This window comes from Pseudoalteromonas sp. BZB3 (genome assembly GCF_040104455.1).
GTDB lineage: Bacteria > Pseudomonadota > Gammaproteobacteria > Enterobacterales > Alteromonadaceae > Pseudoalteromonas.
The window spans coordinates 41310-57710 of record NZ_JBECOS010000011.1 but is presented as its reverse complement, the minus strand read 5'-3'; the positions used below and the strand labels follow the sequence as shown (position 1 = coordinate 57710).

The 16401-nt window shown below is 40.1% G+C and carries 9 protein-coding genes; all 9 read right to left on the bottom strand.

The genetic code is table 11. The features are described 5' to 3' along the window. Position 1: 1 nt before the first annotated feature. Positions 2 to 229, bottom strand: a complete 228-nt coding sequence (locus tag ABMY35_RS12620) for a glutaredoxin family protein (protein ID WP_349286519.1) — start codon at positions 227 to 229, stop codon at positions 2 to 4. Beyond that, positions 222 to 2333, bottom strand: a complete 2112-nt coding sequence (gene rlmKL, locus ABMY35_RS12615) for a bifunctional 23S rRNA (guanine(2069)-N(7))-methyltransferase RlmK/23S rRNA (guanine(2445)-N(2))-methyltransferase RlmL (RefSeq protein ID WP_349286518.1) — start codon at positions 2331 to 2333, stop codon at positions 222 to 224. Before rlmKL ends, ABMY35_RS12620 begins: the two co-directional genes overlap by 8 nt. Positions 2334 to 2401: 68 nt before the next feature. Continuing rightward, complete coding sequence (locus ABMY35_RS12610) at positions 2402 to 2929, bottom strand: cell division protein ZapC domain-containing protein (protein WP_349286517.1); 528 nt, start codon at positions 2927 to 2929, stop codon at positions 2402 to 2404. A gap of 122 nt (positions 2930 to 3051) precedes the next feature. Beyond that, positions 3052 to 4062: a quinone-dependent dihydroorotate dehydrogenase gene (gene pyrD, locus ABMY35_RS12605; RefSeq protein WP_349286516.1), complete on the bottom strand. Its 1011-nt coding sequence runs from the start codon at positions 4060 to 4062 to the stop codon at positions 3052 to 3054. A gap of 79 nt (positions 4063 to 4141) precedes the next feature. Further along, positions 4142 to 8980, bottom strand: a complete 4839-nt coding sequence (locus tag ABMY35_RS12600; protein WP_349286515.1) for an NAD-glutamate dehydrogenase — start codon at positions 8978 to 8980, stop codon at positions 4142 to 4144. Between the two features lie 200 nt (positions 8981 to 9180). After that, positions 9181 to 11511, bottom strand: coding sequence for an MMPL family transporter (locus tag ABMY35_RS12595; protein WP_349286514.1), 2331 nt, complete (start codon positions 11509 to 11511; stop codon positions 9181 to 9183). Continuing rightward, positions 11511 to 12509: a YCF48-related protein gene (locus ABMY35_RS12590; RefSeq protein ID WP_349286513.1), complete on the bottom strand. Its 999-nt coding sequence runs from the start codon at positions 12507 to 12509 to the stop codon at positions 11511 to 11513. The genes ABMY35_RS12595 and ABMY35_RS12590 overlap by 1 nt, the downstream gene beginning before the upstream one ends. A 99-nt stretch (positions 12510 to 12608) precedes the next feature. Then, complete coding sequence (locus ABMY35_RS12585; RefSeq protein ID WP_349286512.1) at positions 12609 to 13976, bottom strand: DUF1329 domain-containing protein; 1368 nt, start codon at positions 13974 to 13976, stop codon at positions 12609 to 12611. Positions 13977 to 13987: 11 nt separating this feature from the next. Then, positions 13988 to 16099 (bottom strand): DUF1302 domain-containing protein, encoded by a 2112-nt coding sequence (locus tag ABMY35_RS12580; protein ID WP_349286511.1) that lies wholly within the window; start codon positions 16097 to 16099, stop codon positions 13988 to 13990. Between the last annotated feature and the right edge of the window lie 302 nt (positions 16100 to 16401).

The following is a 16401-nucleotide window of genomic DNA, read 5'->3' as shown; positions in this document are numbered from 1 at the left end:
CTTAATTTATAAACTCTTTTAATTTTTGCTCGTCGAATGGCCAACCTAGCTCTTGATTGTTGTTATTTGCCACGACAGGAATGGTGTACTGATACTTCTCTACCAATTCTGGCTCTTCGACAATATCTCTTAGAATTATTTGCTCAGATTGTAACTGAGCATTCAGTAACGCAAGGGCTTGCTCACATAAATGGCAGCCCTCGGTGTGATAAAGGGTAAACTTATCCATGGGTTATCAACCAACTATTATGGATCTGTTTATTGCGTTTGAAGTCAGGTGAGAGTGTCTTGTCGGAGATATTCACCGCTTTCAATCCTAGGCCCATCAATGCAACCTCATCCATTTTGAATCCACGTTTATTATTAGAAAACAATAAGGTACCCTTTGGACTTAAGATTTTCTTTACCCACTCCATCAATTTGATATGGTCTCGTTGTACATCAAATTCTGCTTTCATACGCTTTGAGTTTGAGAAGGTTGGTGGATCTAAAAAGATCAAATCATATTGACCTTGAGCGTGTTCTAGCCATTTTAAGCAATCTGCTTGCTCGAATCTAAAGCGAGGGTTTTTGAGGTGGTTTAAAGCAAAGTTTTCTTCAGCCCACTTTAAATATGTTTTTGACATGTCGACGGTTGTAACCGACTTCGCACCACCCACTGCAGCATGAACAGATGCACTGCCAGTGTAAGAGAATAAGTTCAATACACGTTGACCCTTTGCATTTTGCTGGATATAACGACGTGCTAGACGGTGATCTAAGAATAAACCCGTATCTAAATAGTCGAACAAGTTTACTTTAAATTTTGCACCAAATTCTTCAACAACATCAACTCGATTTTGCTTATCAAAACTGTTATATTGCGCATCGCCTTTTTGCTTTTTACGAACCTTAACTGCAATATTCTCAGCTGGAATTTTAAGTTGTTCAGACGTTAAGGTGATGACATCTTGTAGACGCTTTTGAGCAACGGTATCGTCAATTTCTTTCGGTGCTGCATATTCAAAGATAACCGCAGAATCGTTATAAATATCAACAGCGACATTGTATTCAGGAATGTCAGCATCATATAAACGATACGCATTAATGCCCTCTTTTTTAATCCAAGACTTAAGCGCGTTTTTATTTTTCTTTAAACGGTTTCCAAAAGCTGAAGAACCTTCAAAGTTAAGTCCTGTTTTCTCTTGGCTTTGACTTACCTGTTTTTCGTTCACATCGTAAAGATAGAGTGCAACATCAAGTGGACCATTTTTAAACTTATAGGTTTTAGATTTAGCTAACTTGAGTAATTTAAATAAACTTTCGTCAGTGCCTAAAAGTGCCAGTTGCCAATTTTGGAAGTACTTTTTAAACCCTAGACCCATATTTCTGTATAGGTTTATAAGTTCTGCCATCGCACCTAAACGCTCACCATAAGGTAAGTTACTTAACACAACCCCAGAACGTTTAGCAATTTGAGACAATTTATTTGCATCTTTAACACTAAAATCGATAATGTTTTCAACACCTGCTCTGCGCGCATTTTGCTGTGCAACATTGATCACTCGCTCATCAAAATCTGACCCCATGATCCATAGGTTGTTTTCTGTTACTTCACTTTTTAAAGCCTGTTTGATTTCATCAAATTTTGCGGGTCTGAAGCTAGGTAAGTTTTGGAATGCAAACTTGCGATTAATATTTGCAGGCACATTGTTTGCCATACCCACAGCTTCAATGAGTAAAGTGCCCGAGCCACAACATGGGTCAAATAGAGGTTGGCTTATATCATTCAACCAGCCACTTCGCTTAACCAGTGCTGCTGCTAAGTTTTCACGAATGGGCGCTTTACCCTGACGAGTTCTATAGCCTCTATCTGATAAGCGTGGGCCTGAATAATCAAGATAAAGCATACAATGGCTTTTATTTAATTTGGCCACAATACGAATACTTGGTTCGGCTTTGTCTACGTTCGGACGTTGCTCGAACAAGTCATTAAAATAATCTACGACAGCATCTTTAATCACTAAGCCTGAGAATTGCGTATTTTTTAAAGCTTGGTTTGTACCATTGAATTCAATCGCAAATGTTTGTTTTGGGCCAAAGAATTCTTGCCAAGGCTGGAAACGTGCAAATTTATATAAATCTTCTTTGGTGTTTATCTCAGCATTTTCTTCTAGAAGCAGCATGACACGTGTTGCAAAACGTGTGACTAAACAAAATCGTTGTGCTTGGCTATTATCCGCCTCAAACTTTACCGAACCAACAGACTGTTTGATAACTTCTAAGCCTTGCTCTTTGATTTCATCTACTAATAAATTTTCAATACCAATGGAAGTAAGTGCGATAAATTGCAATGTTTTAACCCTATATACTTTAATGGTTGAAAGTATATCACAGGTTGTTTGTAGCTTGCGTTGTTGAGTTAAGCTCTTTTAGTAATTTTGTCAGTTAACATTAGAGGGTGAATACGATTATTCAATACTCGTATTGCTTGAAATGGCTCTAAAGTAAGATGCTCATCTAGTTTGAACTCAGCGTTTAAACTAATACACAAAGAACTCTCAGAGTCACACTCAACGATGAAAAATTCACCGGTTTGCTCAGATGAAGTAAGTGCAATGATGGCTTCCGTTCTATCAGCATTTCCTGTGTATTCGCTAAAAAACCAACTTTTTGCCAGCATGGGTTTTAAATGAAACTTAGCAGCTGTGGCATTCAAAGCTATTTGACAACACTGGGCGTCAGTCCAGACCTTAAAGTTTTGCAAATAGAAGTATACGTTTTGGTAGAATTCTGCATCATCGATACAAAAGTTCGGATTAGATAAAGAATCGCCTGTGAGTTGGTGTAGCTTGTAGGGTGTGCAAAGTTGAAGCTCATCGCCTAAGTCAATGAGAAGACGGTTGCGTTCATTGCAACGTAACCACTGCCATTCTTTAGAAGCTTGCACTGTGAAATCTCCTGCCTACTAGCCATATCTAGATAGAGACAGGAGTATAGCGAAAAATAACGAATGTTAAAAATGTTTATAAGAACAAATTTAAAAGGATCGTTTAGTTATATAACTGATCATTATAAAGCGTCAACAATACGCTTAACCAATTGCGGTCCTTCGTAGATAAACCCTGTATATACCTGGACTAAATCAGCACCCGCATTCAGTTTTTCTTTCGCAGAATCTGCTGAGTCGATCCCACCTACACCAATGATCGGAAGTTTGCCTTCAGTGATCCTTTTCAATTCGTTAACAACAAAGGTCGATTTTTCGCGAACTGGACGACCAGACAATCCACCCATTTCATCAGCGTACTGTAAACCCTTAACCGCTTCACGCTCAAGAGTTGTGTTTGTCGCAATCACACCGTCAATACGATTCTTCATAAGAGACTCGGCAATTTGTTGAACTTGCACAGCATCAACATCTGGTGCAATCTTCACAAGCATTGGTACCGACTTATCATGTTTTGCGATTAAATCCACTTGTTCATTTTTCAGGCTTTGTAGTAAGTCATCCAGAGCATCGCCATATTGTAGATCTCGAAGCCCTGGGGTGTTTGGTGATGAAATATTCACAGTGATGTATGAAGCATGTTCAAATACTTTTCGCATGCAGTGAATGTAATCATCTTTACCCTTTTCGTTTGGCGTGTCTTTGTTTTTACCAATGTTGATACCTAAAACACCGGTGTATTTTGAAGCTTTTACATTGTTTACTAAATTATCAACACCTTTGTTATTGAAACCCATGCGGTTAATAACAGCATGTGCTTCAGGTAGCCTGAAAATTCGTGGTTTATCATTACCAGCTTGAGGACGTGGTGTTACTGTGCCTACTTCAATAAAGCCAAAACCCATTTGGCCAAATGCATCGATACATTCAGCATTTTTGTCTAATCCGGCAGCGAGACCGACTGGGTTTTTGAAATCTATACCAAGAAAGTTTACAGGTTTATCTGCAACAGATTGCGACCAAGCCATACTGAGCGGTGTATTGGCAAAACGACGAAGGTTACCCAATGCAAAATCATGGGCCCACTCGGCATCTCGACCGAACATATAGCGACGCGCTAGTTCATAAAACATGAAAACTCCTTAGTAATCGTTAAAAAATCTGGGCAAAAAAATACCCCAGCAAGGCTGAGGTATTTTAGCGGTTTATAAATTATTTGGAAGTGTCACAGTTGTGGCTAAGTAACATTAATTCACGTAGCGCAACTGAAATCTTAGCAAAGTCATGACTCTGTGACGTCTTAAACTCTTGAAGCATATGCTGCCAACGTGTTAGCAACACAGATTGAGTATCCATCCAAGACTCTACAAGTTCATTAACATCTGCTGTTTCAGTCTCTAGGCTGTTAAGTACAACTTCAGACAATGAACGCTGTTGCCAGTCTAGCTCTTCACGATATGAGGCACGTGCTAGTGCTTGCCAGTGGTTTGTCACTGGCTGAGCTGTAATTTGGTCTAAGAACCAATGCAGACCCATTTTCGCACCTAACTTGAAGTAAGTATTAGATACCATATCAATTGCTTTAGACGAGTTGTCTGCAACTTCAGCTAAGTCCATTACTGAGAACAAGCTAGATAGAGAGACAATTCGTGTCGCAATTTCAGAAGGAACGCCTTGTTCAATCAACTTATCTGCATTTTTAGCAATAGATTCAGCTTCGTCAGCAACTAAGTAATCACTTAGATTTGCACTTACATCTTTAAATGTCGGTGCAAAGAACGCAATTGTTTGTTCAATAGTCATAGCCTTGTTACGGTGACGCAAGAACCAACGCGTTGCACGACGAACCGTACGACGAAGTTGATATAGCATTTCAGTTTGAACATCTGCCGAGATTTGGTTATCTAAATCAGCAATGTCGTTCCAAGTGCCTGTCATTTCAAAAATCGCACTTGCAATTGAGTAGCAAAGTGCAATCTCGCTGTCTGACGCACCTGTTTCTTCATGCATACGAACCATAAAGTTAAGACCCATGTCATTAACAATATTATTCGCAAGTTTAGTCGCAATAATTTCTTTGCGTAGTGGATGGTTATCCATTGCCGCATTGAATTTGTCACGAAGCGGAACAGGAAAAGAATTCACCAATAACTGGCGGTAATAAGGGTTTTCAGAAACTTCATCTGTTACTAAAGACTCTTTTAGTACCATTTTAGAGTAAGAAACAAGAACAGAAAGCTCAGGACGCGTTAAGTCTTGACCTGCAGCTGCACGTTCTGCTAACTCTTCATCTGTCGGAAGGAACTCGATTGCTCTGTCTAACTTGCCATCTTTTTCTAAAGCATGAATAAAGCGGATCTTCTCTTTAAGCGTCGCTGGCCCCTTAGACTTAGTGATAGAAAGCGTGTGAGTTTGACGGTAACAGTCAGCCAATACAAGCTCAGACACTTCATCTGTCATTGCATAAAGTAATTCATCACGTTGCTTCTTAGTTAAGTCGCCTTCTGCCACTAAACCATTTAGCAAGATTTTGATATTTACTTCATTATCTGAACACGCAACACCACCTACATTATCGATGAAATCAGTATTGATACGGCCACCTTTAGCAGCAAACTCAATACGACCTAATTGCGTCGCACCTAAGTTACCACCTTCGCCAAACATTTTTGCACCTAGCTCAGAACCATTAATACGCAGAGCATCATTCGCGCGGTCACCAACATCAGCATCTGTTTCAGATTTAGCTTTAATGTAAGTACCAATACCACCATTCCATAGGAGATCTGAAGGCATCATTAATAATGCTTTGATCAATTCGTTTGGTGTCATGCTGGCTTTTTTAGTGCCTAGCATTTTCTTAATTTCAGGTGTCAGCGTAATTGATTTAGCAGCACGAGAGAATATACCACCGCCTTCAGAAATTAATGACTTGTCGTAGTCTTCCCAACTTGAACGAGGTAGTGCAAATAATCTCTCGCGCTCTAGGTAAGAGCTTGCCGCAACTGGGTTCGGGTCGATGAAAATATGCATGTGGTTAAATGCAGCTTGTAAACGAATATGCTTAGATAGAAGCATACCGTTACCAAATACGTCACCTGCCATATCACCAATAGCGACCGCTGTAAAATCAGTTGTTTGACAATCGATACCCATTTCTCTGAAATGACGTTTAACTGATTCCCAAGCACCTTTGGCTGTGATACCCATCTTCTTGTGGTCATAACCAATAGAACCACCTGAAGCAAACGCATCGCCTAACCAGAAATTGTACTCTTCAGCAATACCATTTGCGATATCTGAGAATGTTGCCGTGCCTTTATCAGCTGCAACAACTAAGTAAGGGTCGTCTTCATCGTGTCGAACAACATCAACAGGTGGCACAATGTCACCATGAATGATGTTATCAGTGATGTCTAATAGACCACGGATAAATAGCTTGTAACATTCTTGACCTTCTTTAAAGAAAGCCTCTCTTTCTGTAGGAAGCTGCTTACAAACGAAGCCACCTTTTGAACCAACAGGGACGATAACCGTGTTTTTAACTTGTTGTGCTTTTACAAGACCCAGTACTTCAGTACGGAAATCTTCACGGCGGTCAGACCAACGTAGGCCTCCACGAGCAACTTTACCACCTCGTAAGTGAACACCTTCTACACGAGGCGAGTATACGAAGATTTCAAACGCTGGCAGCGGTAATGGCATTTCAGGGATAGCACTTGGCTGGACTTTAAATGATACATACGATTTGTTCGTACCATCAGCTTCTTTCTGGAAGAAGTTTGTACGAAGTGTTGCATTGATCATATCAACATATAAGCGAATGATACGGTCATCATCCAGGTTTGCCACATGTTCTAAGTCTTCATGAATAATTGCAACTAGCTTGTCTAAGGTCTTCTGCGCTGCAGGTTTTGCAGGAGAGAATTTTTTGGTGAATAGCTCAACAATCTTGCTTGCGATCTGAGGATAATGCTCAAAAGTATTTTCGATATATGACTGAGAGAAAGTCACACCGATTTGACGCATATACTTAGCGTATGCACGAAGAATTGACGCTTCGCGACCTTTTAAGCCACCCATAAGCACTAGACGGTTAAAACCATCATTTTCCAAACGGTTGTTCCAAACATTTGTTAGTGCTGCACGGAAACGCGCTGAAACTTGATTGAAATCAGAAATTCCTTTGCTATCAAGTAGCATAGAGAAATCCATGATCCAGTTTACTTGACCATCGCTGGTTTTCACTGCATAAGGTGTTTCACCAATAACACGTAAACCAAAGTTTTCAAGCATCGGCATTACATCTGACAAGTGAATAGGCTCATCTTTGTGGAATAAGCTTAAACGAACAATGTTAGAGTTTGCTTCTTCTTGAGGACGATAGAACAGCATTTCGAGCTTGTTCTCTTCATCTAGCGTTTCAAGCTTTTCGATATCGACAACCGCAGCTGAAGGTAAAACTTGATCTTTATATGCCGATGGGAACGCATTGCTATATTTACGGTTTAGCTCATTACCACGAGACTCGCCATTGCTTTCTAAAAGCGCTGCTTGAAGCTTATCTTCCCAAGTGCGGGCCGCTTCAACTAAATTATTTTCGATATCTTTCACGTTATATTCAATATTGTTGTCAGCTACACGCACAATATAATGTGTACGCGCTAACGTAGATTCTGAGAAGAAAGTGGTAAATTCAACTTTATCCGTTGAATTAAATGAACGGGCAAGGAGTTGCTGAGTTTCACGACGAAGCGCTGTGTTATATCTCTCTCGAGGTACATACACCATACAAGAGAAGAAACGGCCATAAACATCTTTACGGATGAATAGACGGCACATGTTGCGCTCTTGAACCTGTAAAACACCGGTTGCAACTTCTAAAAGCTCAGCTTCACGCGCTTGAACTAATTCATCTCGAGGATAAGTTTCAAGGATGTTCAATACCGCTTTGTATGCGTGCGTGCCTTTTGCAAAGTCACATGCTTCCATGATGTGATTAATCTTGCTTTTTAAGATTGGCACATCTGCTGCGCTGTTGTTGTAAAAGCTTGAAGAGAATAAACCAATGAAGCGGTCTTCACCAACTACATTACCTTTATCATCAAAACGTTTGATACCAACGTAGTCAACATAAGCTGGTCTGTGAACACGCGATAACGAATTTGTTTTTGTAAGAATTAATAAGTTATTGCTACGTGCTTCTTTACGGGCGACTTCTGGTAACTCAGAAAGTAAACGGCTGTTTTCATCAGACGTATTCTTCATAAGACCCAAAGAAGTACCTGAAACCGGTTTTAACTCGTAGTCCCCTTGCACTGGGTTCAAGTCATACTGGCGGTAGCCCATAAACGTAAAGTTATCTTTTACAAGCCATTCTAAAAATTCAGCGGCTTCCTTTACTTCAGCTTCAGAACAGCCAAAGTTACGAGAAGGCAGCTCATTTGTCACAGAAACTAGTTTGTCTCTGATTGGCAACCAGTCTGCTACTGCAAGCGAAACGTCTTTTAGAACTGACTGTAATTCACTTGTCAAAGTTTCAATTGCTTGAGTATCTGTTTGACGATCAATTTCGATAAAGAAAACAGTTTTAGTAGAATTTGATTCTTGCTCGGCTTTTAAGTTTGAAATTGCAGAGATTTGGCTGTTTTCGTCACGTTTGATTTTCAACGGACTGTGAAGAAGAAGATGAGAGACGATGTTCAGACGATTCATTGCCATACGCACTGAATCAACTAAGAACGGCATGTCGTTTGCGATGATTTCAACAATCGTATGAGACGATTGCCAACCATCTTTTGATACCTCTGGGTTAAACACTCTAATTACGGCTTCATCAGACGTATTTTTTTCAAGTGAATTCCAAAGGCTCAGTGCTGCACCGTATAGGTCACTGTCGTTACGTTTTGCCAGATCCTCTTTAGACATATTGCTGTACAAGGCTTTGGCAAAAGTTTCAACGAGTGACACATTGTCTGCATGAACTTTCTTTTGGATCAACTTACATACATTATCTAAAATAACAGATGCTGGACCTTCATTTTGTGTCATATGTGTTCCTTAATCTATACCACCTTGAACGGTAGATTATTTGTACAGCCATTTATTAGCGTGGAGTCAGGTAAATTCTAACCTTTCTGACGCTAATAAACAGCTTTTTCGACGAAAACATTTCAAGCTTTTCAGCCATTTGCTCATCTATTCACAAATAATAGATATAAATAGGCAATCCTTGCCATTTTACAGCACATTTATTCACAATTTTTTTTCTGGTCAGGCCAGAGAAGCGTCCCTATAGCAGGCAATAACAGGACTGCACCCAACATATTCACTAAAAACATGAAGGTGAGCAGAATCCCCATATCAACTTGAAATTTAAGTGCAGAGAATATCCAAGTACTCACACCTATTGCTAGCGTAATACCAGTGAATAGTACAGCACTGCCTCGTTCAGCCAGAGCATTACTATAGGCAATAGATAAAGGCACATTTTGCTTAAGCTGAGTCATCATCGATGAAAGGATATAGATACCATAGTCAACACCAATGCCCACACCGAGCGCTATAACTGGTAATGTTGATACAGTTAAACCAATTTCCAGCTTCACCATCAGTGCTTGCGCCAAAGTAGATACAATGTAGAGAGGTAGGACGACTGCAATCGTCGCTTTAACACTTCTAAAGCTTAATAAGCATAGAATGATGACAGCACCATATACATAGATCATCATCGGAATTTGTGCTTCAGCTACCGACTCATTGGTCGCAGCCATTACCCCTATCGGGCCCGAAGCTAACTTGAATTGTACTTTGTCTGTATTCTCTATTGATGCAAACTCTTTGATTTTAGCAACGACATGGTCAATGGTTTCAGCTTTGTGATCTTCCATAAAGATAACAATTGGCATCACTGAGCAATCGCCATTAAGTAAACCCGTGCTCGTTTCAACACGAGAAGTTGCCTGAACTAAAGAAGCACTATTACGTGGAAGTGTTTGCCACTTCAAATTGCCTTCGTTGTAACCTGCATTCACTGATTGCGCAACAGAGCTTAAAGACACTGCAGATTGCACACCTTCTAAGTTCTCGATTCTCCATTGGAAACGACTAACTCGTTCCATAGTATCAAACTCAGTACAGGCTGCAGGGTACGCTTCTACTAGTACCTTTAAGATATCTGACGATATGGTGTATCTATCATTAATCAGGAAGGTATCTTGGTTGTATCTTGCTGTTTCATGAAGCGCTGGGGCACCGGCATGTAGATCACCAATCTTCATGTTATTTGATTGCCAATAACCAAAGGCAAATAACACAACAGAGATAAAGATGATTATTTTGGCTTTTTTAGGGTCTGTCGCTGCAACTAAACTTTCACGCATCGCAGTGAATAACTTATGCGATGATGTATCACCATCATCAACACGGTGGATCTTTGAAGAGTTAAAATAAGAAGCAAGTACAGGTAATAACAGTAGATTAGTAAAAATAATAACAGCAACACCTAAACTCGCTGTGATAGCAAGCTCACGAATAATGCCGATATCAATTGCTAATAACGTTAAGAAGCCTACTGTATCTGATAATAATGCGATACCACCCGGAATAAGTAGCGCTTTAAAACTTGCTTGCGCTGCAACTTTACTCGATACCCCTTCAGATACTTTCTTACCAATGGCATTGATCATTTGCACGCCATGGCTCACACCAATTGCAAACACTAAGAATGGCACCAGGATTGACATAGGATCTAAACCAAACCCTAAAGTAGCCAGTAAGCCCATTTGCCAAATAACGGCAATCAACGAACATAAAATAGGTAAAAGCGTTAGTTTAAAACTCTTGCAAAACAACCACACCATGATAAAGGTGAAGACGATAGCTATAACGAAAAATAAAACGACCCCTTTCGCACCATCTGCGATATCACCAGCCATTTTAGCAAAACCAATAATATGAATACTCACATTATCATTCTCTAGTGGCTTGCGAATTTCATCCTCTAGCTTTTTAGCAAACGCCAAAGTATCTAACTTCTCCTGCGTTTGCGGATCAGTCTCTAGTAATTGCGCTGTTACCATGGCACAACTGTAGTCACTGGCAATCATGCGCCCTACTACATTAGCTTTTTCAATGTTTTGCTTTACGACTGCTAAACCATTTTCTGTTGGTGCAAAATTAGCAGGAATAATAGGTCCACCGGCGAAGCCATCTTCTACAACTTCCACAAAGCGTGCGCTCGGTGAAAAGATTGAATTAACCAACGGTCTATTTACACCAGGAATAAAATAAAGTTGGTCGTGTACTGATTTCAGTGTAGAAAAAAATGGTTCGTTGAAAATGTCGCCATTTGCATCACACACTGAAATTAAAATACTGTTAGCACCACCGAACTGCTTTTCATGTTTAAGATACACTTTCATGTAGTCATGCTGCAGAGGAATATTCTTCGTAAACGCGGCGTCTAGTTGAATATGTGTTGCTTTGTAACCAAGAAAAATAGTGGCGAATATAAACGCCAAAACCATAAAGAGTCTGTGACGAAATACGACATATTCGAGTTTATTCAATATAGCTTGCATTACTTGCTATCTCCCCAAGTAATTAGCCCTTTTTCTGTTGCCATAATTACTTTGTTATTAAATATGGTGGCTGACAAAATTGCATGACCTGAAGGCAGTTGTTCACTAGTAACCTGGTGACCATTAAAAGCGTGGATCAACCCCGAGTTTGCTAAAAGTAAAGATGAATCTTTAAATGGCAAAATTGAATTAATTGTTGCCGTTTTCGCAATGTCGATTTCAGTGAAACCAATATCACTTTGTGACTTAATGAAGGCATTTCCTCTTAGTCCTGCAACCAGAATATGTCCATCTGGTGTTTCGTTCACACTAAAAAAAGAACCAGGGTAAAACTCTTCAAACTTTTGCCAGGAGATGCCTTTGTCTTCACTTTTACCCACTAAGCCCATTTCTCCCACAAGATAAAAAACGTTATCTTGTATTAGCAAACGATTAAAATGCGGCAGAATAAACTTAATTTCATCTTGATAGGCTTCAGGATCATCCTGCTTTAGTTCTTCAAGATATTCTTTGTCATCAGGGTGCACAAAATCACTGATGAATTGTGATTGCCAAGTTTGGCCACCATTATCAGTCTTATAAAACATGCCATAGGCACCAATAGCAAAACCCGTATTCTCATCGATGAATTCAATATCTAAGCATGGCTTGCCTTGTCCAGGTAAGTGCTGTTGTAATTGCCAAGTTTTACCATTATCTGAACTATGTACTATGGTTGCATCATGACCACATGCCCATGCTGCTTTATCAGATTTTATCGTGACAGCGGTTAAAAGCGATTGAACTGGCACTTCAGCTTGTTGCCAACTCTGTCCATCATTTGAAGTCACAATAGTGCCAAACTTGCCAACTGCAACGACTTGATTATCTGTGCTATCAACGTCTGCAAATAGTGTTGTATGTGGTTTTGCAACTTGAAGTGAAGTGGCTGGCGCTGATAATGCTTCATAAGAAGAAAAAGCCGCCATTAAGCAAAACGCGTACTGATTAAATTTCATGCTGAATACTCGAACATCTGTTGTCGAAGACAAAGAAACTTGTCTTGAAAGTTGAATAAAGTGGCTGGGTGACAGCCACTTTTTATTTCTATTTGAAGATTAACGCTTACCTTCGCGACGAAGTGCACTTTGCGTAAACTCATTGTCGTTGAATGACTGTGTGAAGTCATACATAGACTCTTCGTTATCAAGACCAATAGCTAGGTAACGGCGAGAGTTTAAGTCATGGTAAACATCTAATGTACTCCAATGCGTAGGTACATCGTAATAGTTCAAACCATGTGCCATCGCAACGCGATACATTTGATCACGGTTATCGTAAATATCCGTTACATGGATCTGCCAGCTATCTTCATCAATGTAGAATACACGCTTCTTATAAATATGGCGTGTACCTTCTTTAAGATTTGCTTCAACAACCCACACACGGTGCTTCTCATAACGTACATGCTCAGGATTGATATGGCCGGCATGAAGAATGTCATCATACTTTAGCTTATCGCTGTGAAGCTTATAGCTGTTGTAAGGAATGTACATTTCTTTTTTGCCTTTTAAAGTCCACTCGTAACGATTTGGTGAACCGTTGAACATATCAAAATCATCGGTTGTACGAAGACTATCTGACGCTGTTCCTGGTGCATCATAAGCTACATTTGGCGCACGACGAACACGACGTTGACCCGTGTTATAGGTCCACGCTTGACGAGGTGTTAAGATTTGGTCCATTGTTTCATGTACAAGAAGTGCAGTACCGGCAAGTCGTGCAGGTTCTGTTACTTTTTGCTTGAACTTGAATAATACATTCGACTCTTGAAGTGCTTCAGGCGTTGCCGCTGGATCAGAATATTTAACAAGTAGCTTTTCATCAAAGCCAATAATGTTATACGAACCTGACGCCGTAGGCATTGCTTGACCACCAAAACGCGCGATTGATAGACCACGGTAACGTAGTAAGTGGTTCCAAATTGCTTCTAGACCATTTGCAGGTACAGGGAATGGAATACCGATAGCCGTATTTTTAATACCATTACCACCTTCAATCAGCTCTGCAGTTTGTGCATATTTCTTAGTTGCGTCATAAACAAACTGAGGATATGCAGCACTTCGACGAGTTGGGTAAATGTTCATTTTGAAGGTATCAGGATACGTTTCGAATAGTGCAATTTGGCCCGGACTCAATAAGTCTTTATGCTTATCAAGGTTACTCTTGTCGATAGTTAAAATAACTTTATCGTCTGCATATGGGTCAATGTGGTGCATGCCCGGCTCAAAACCTGCAGGTGGCTTAGTAATACCGCCAGTCCATGCCGGAATTGAACCATCAGCGTTGCCCGCTTTTTCTGCACCAATTGGCGTTAAATCCGTACCTAATCTAGCTACTTGCTCAGCAGTCATATCTGCAAGAGCGAATGGAGCAGCCATCATTGTTATTATTGTTGCTGCGATCATGCTTGGTTTTTTAAACATATAACAAGCCCTTAAATTGAATACTTAATATTGAAAGAGACAAAATCACGGTCTGCAAAGGTATTTGTTGCACCGCCACCCCAGAATGTGTTGTAGCTAAAGTCAAATGACCAAGCATTCTGGTAAGTGAAGTTCATTGTCATACCCAAAGACTTTCTGTCTTCGACAAATAGATACATAGGATCTGGCGTCGTACCATTTACATCATGTGAGAACACAATACGAGGAGAGAAGTTAACGCCAGCAAAAAGGTTATTGTAATCACCCTTCGCTATTAAACGATAACCCCAAGAAGACGCTGTTGGGAATGGGTTTGTTTCTGGCCCATTCGAGAGTGCCATATGAAGAAGGTCATACCTAGCTCCCTTCTCAATCAAAGGACCATAGCCTTCAATCGTGCCACTGCGGCCCGTGCCTGCAACATTCAGGCGAAGCTCGTCGTAGCTAGGCATGTCTTTAATCGTTACAGCACCAACTTCACCAACTACAGCCCAGCTATCAGCACCTAAAGAAGGACCGAATAAATGCGTTGCAGTAAACTGAACTTGCATAGAGTCTTTTAGAATGTAACCTTGTGCAACTTCGCCTGGCTTAACGTAGCTCACTTCATCTCTTGCACTTAACTGAGACAGACTGCTGAAATCTTCACGAAGACCCGAGTAAGCTAGCTGTTCAGCCATACCAGCGTAAAGTAACTCTACGTCGTCAATCTGCAGAGGCTCGTCTTGACGATAAGAAAACTCACCTGAGAAAGCAGTTTCACCAATGGCTGTATTAAAGCTTAAACCATAAAGCTTGATATCTTCAGGGTAAGTAATAGTCGCTTGAGTGAAAGCATTTAAATTAGTTACATTATTCTCATCAATTGGGTTTGCAGCAATATATGCTAAGTCCTGTGCAATAACATCAGCTTCAAAGTTTGATGCTTTACCAGAGATAAGCGGACGGCGGCTATGATAGTTAATGTAGTACAGCGCAAATTCTGTATCATTTAACTCAGGTGCAAACATACCAAGACGAATACCATACTGGCCTGCGTCTTTAGGTTCACTCTTACCGTTTAATCCCTTACCTTTAAGCGCAACTTTCGTTGGGTAAGCCATATACATTGACGCTGCAGTTTGACCAACTAATTCAGGAGTTGGCTCTACGCCTTGAGCAATTAAAGCCGCTGTTGCATCAGCATAAAGGCTGTTAAGTGACTCAGTTAAATGGTGTAAATCAATATCAGGGTTTGACGTAAAACCTAACTGTACGTTTTGCATATAACCGTTTTCAGATGCAAAATCGTTTGTAGAGAAATAACTACCCGATGCAGGCAAACGGGTCTCATGCCACTGGTACTGATAGAAACCTTCTAAGGTTACATTTTCAGTAATACCTAAAGACGCCCAGAACATACCGACAGGAATAAACGCTTCTTTTAATTCAGAACCTGGCGCTCTTAAACGGTCAATATCGACAGGGTTTACATTGATACCGTGAGAGATTAGTGTGCTTTCACCCCAGTTTACAACTTGTTGACCTAGTCGAACAGAAAGTGGATTTTGACCATCATTTAAATCAAAGTCAGCCCAAATGAAAGCATCTAATAAACGCACGTCAGAGCATACCTGCTCTTTAGTTTGTTTATCAGCACAAGGATCTACTTTTTTACCTGATACTGGGTTGGTATAGGCAAAATCACCATCTTCCATCGCAAAATCTTTAAAATACATAAAGCGCGAGAAAATACCCCAGTTATCTTTAGAGATACTGAAATCGTGAGTACCTTTAATTAATTGAGAAAAAGTGTCACCAGAATCAAAGTTCAGGTTACCAGCGTCGCCATTATTTGAATAAGCGCCTGGCTGAGCCCAAACTTGAGCAGAGCCATACTTTGTATTACCAAGACCTGCATTGTAACCAGACCAATCAAACCTTGGGTGGTTACTTTTACCAATATACTGGAAGTCGCGATCTTCTACACGAATACTTTGGCCGTATGAAAAGGTTGAATCGAATGTGATGTCAAAATCACCGACTTGGAAACTTGCAGCTGAAACATTTGCACTTGTTACAGCAACTGTGGCCGCTAAGCCGAGCATTATTTTGTTTGGAACAAAGAGCGCTCTTTTAATCATTATGCGTTCCCCCTATGCGGGTTATTTTAATCAAGTTGTTGTTTTTATATTGAAGTAACATTAGAAGTGAACGTACAAAAACTCAAATTCACTAAACCAAAAGTTACTATTTTTTTGTTCTGGACACGACTTTACCCTTGGTAAGACGTCTTACCAGATAATTTATAACACGTAATTCTGCTTTATAACAAATCCTATTCTCAAAATTATGACGATTTAATGCGCTGAACAATAAACTATTAATATTTTATTCTAAATTATCGATTGTTATTCAGCCGAAATTTGAAGTTATTAATAACAAT

Excerpts from the sequence above, each read along its gene's own strand:
- ABMY35_RS12620 (WP_349286519.1), bottom strand. The coding sequence starts at position 229 with ATGGATAAGTTTACCCTTTATCACACCGAGGGCTGCCATTTATGTGAG.
- pyrD (WP_349286516.1), bottom strand. The coding sequence starts at position 4,062 with ATGTTTTATGAACTAGCGCGTCGCTATATGTTCGGTCGAGATGCCGAG.
- ABMY35_RS12600 (WP_349286515.1), bottom strand. The coding sequence starts at position 8,980 with ATGACACAAAATGAAGGTCCAGCATCTGTTATTTTAGATAATGTATGT.
- ABMY35_RS12595 (WP_349286514.1), bottom strand. The coding sequence starts at position 11,511 with ATGCAAGCTATATTGAATAAACTCGAATATGTCGTATTTCGTCACAGA.
- ABMY35_RS12590 (WP_349286513.1), bottom strand. The coding sequence starts at position 12,509 with ATGAAATTTAATCAGTACGCGTTTTGCTTAATGGCGGCTTTTTCTTCT.
- ABMY35_RS12585 (WP_349286512.1), bottom strand. The coding sequence starts at position 13,976 with ATGTTTAAAAAACCAAGCATGATCGCAGCAACAATAATAACAATGATG.
- ABMY35_RS12580 (WP_349286511.1), bottom strand. The coding sequence starts at position 16,099 with ATGATTAAAAGAGCGCTCTTTGTTCCAAACAAAATAATGCTCGGCTTA.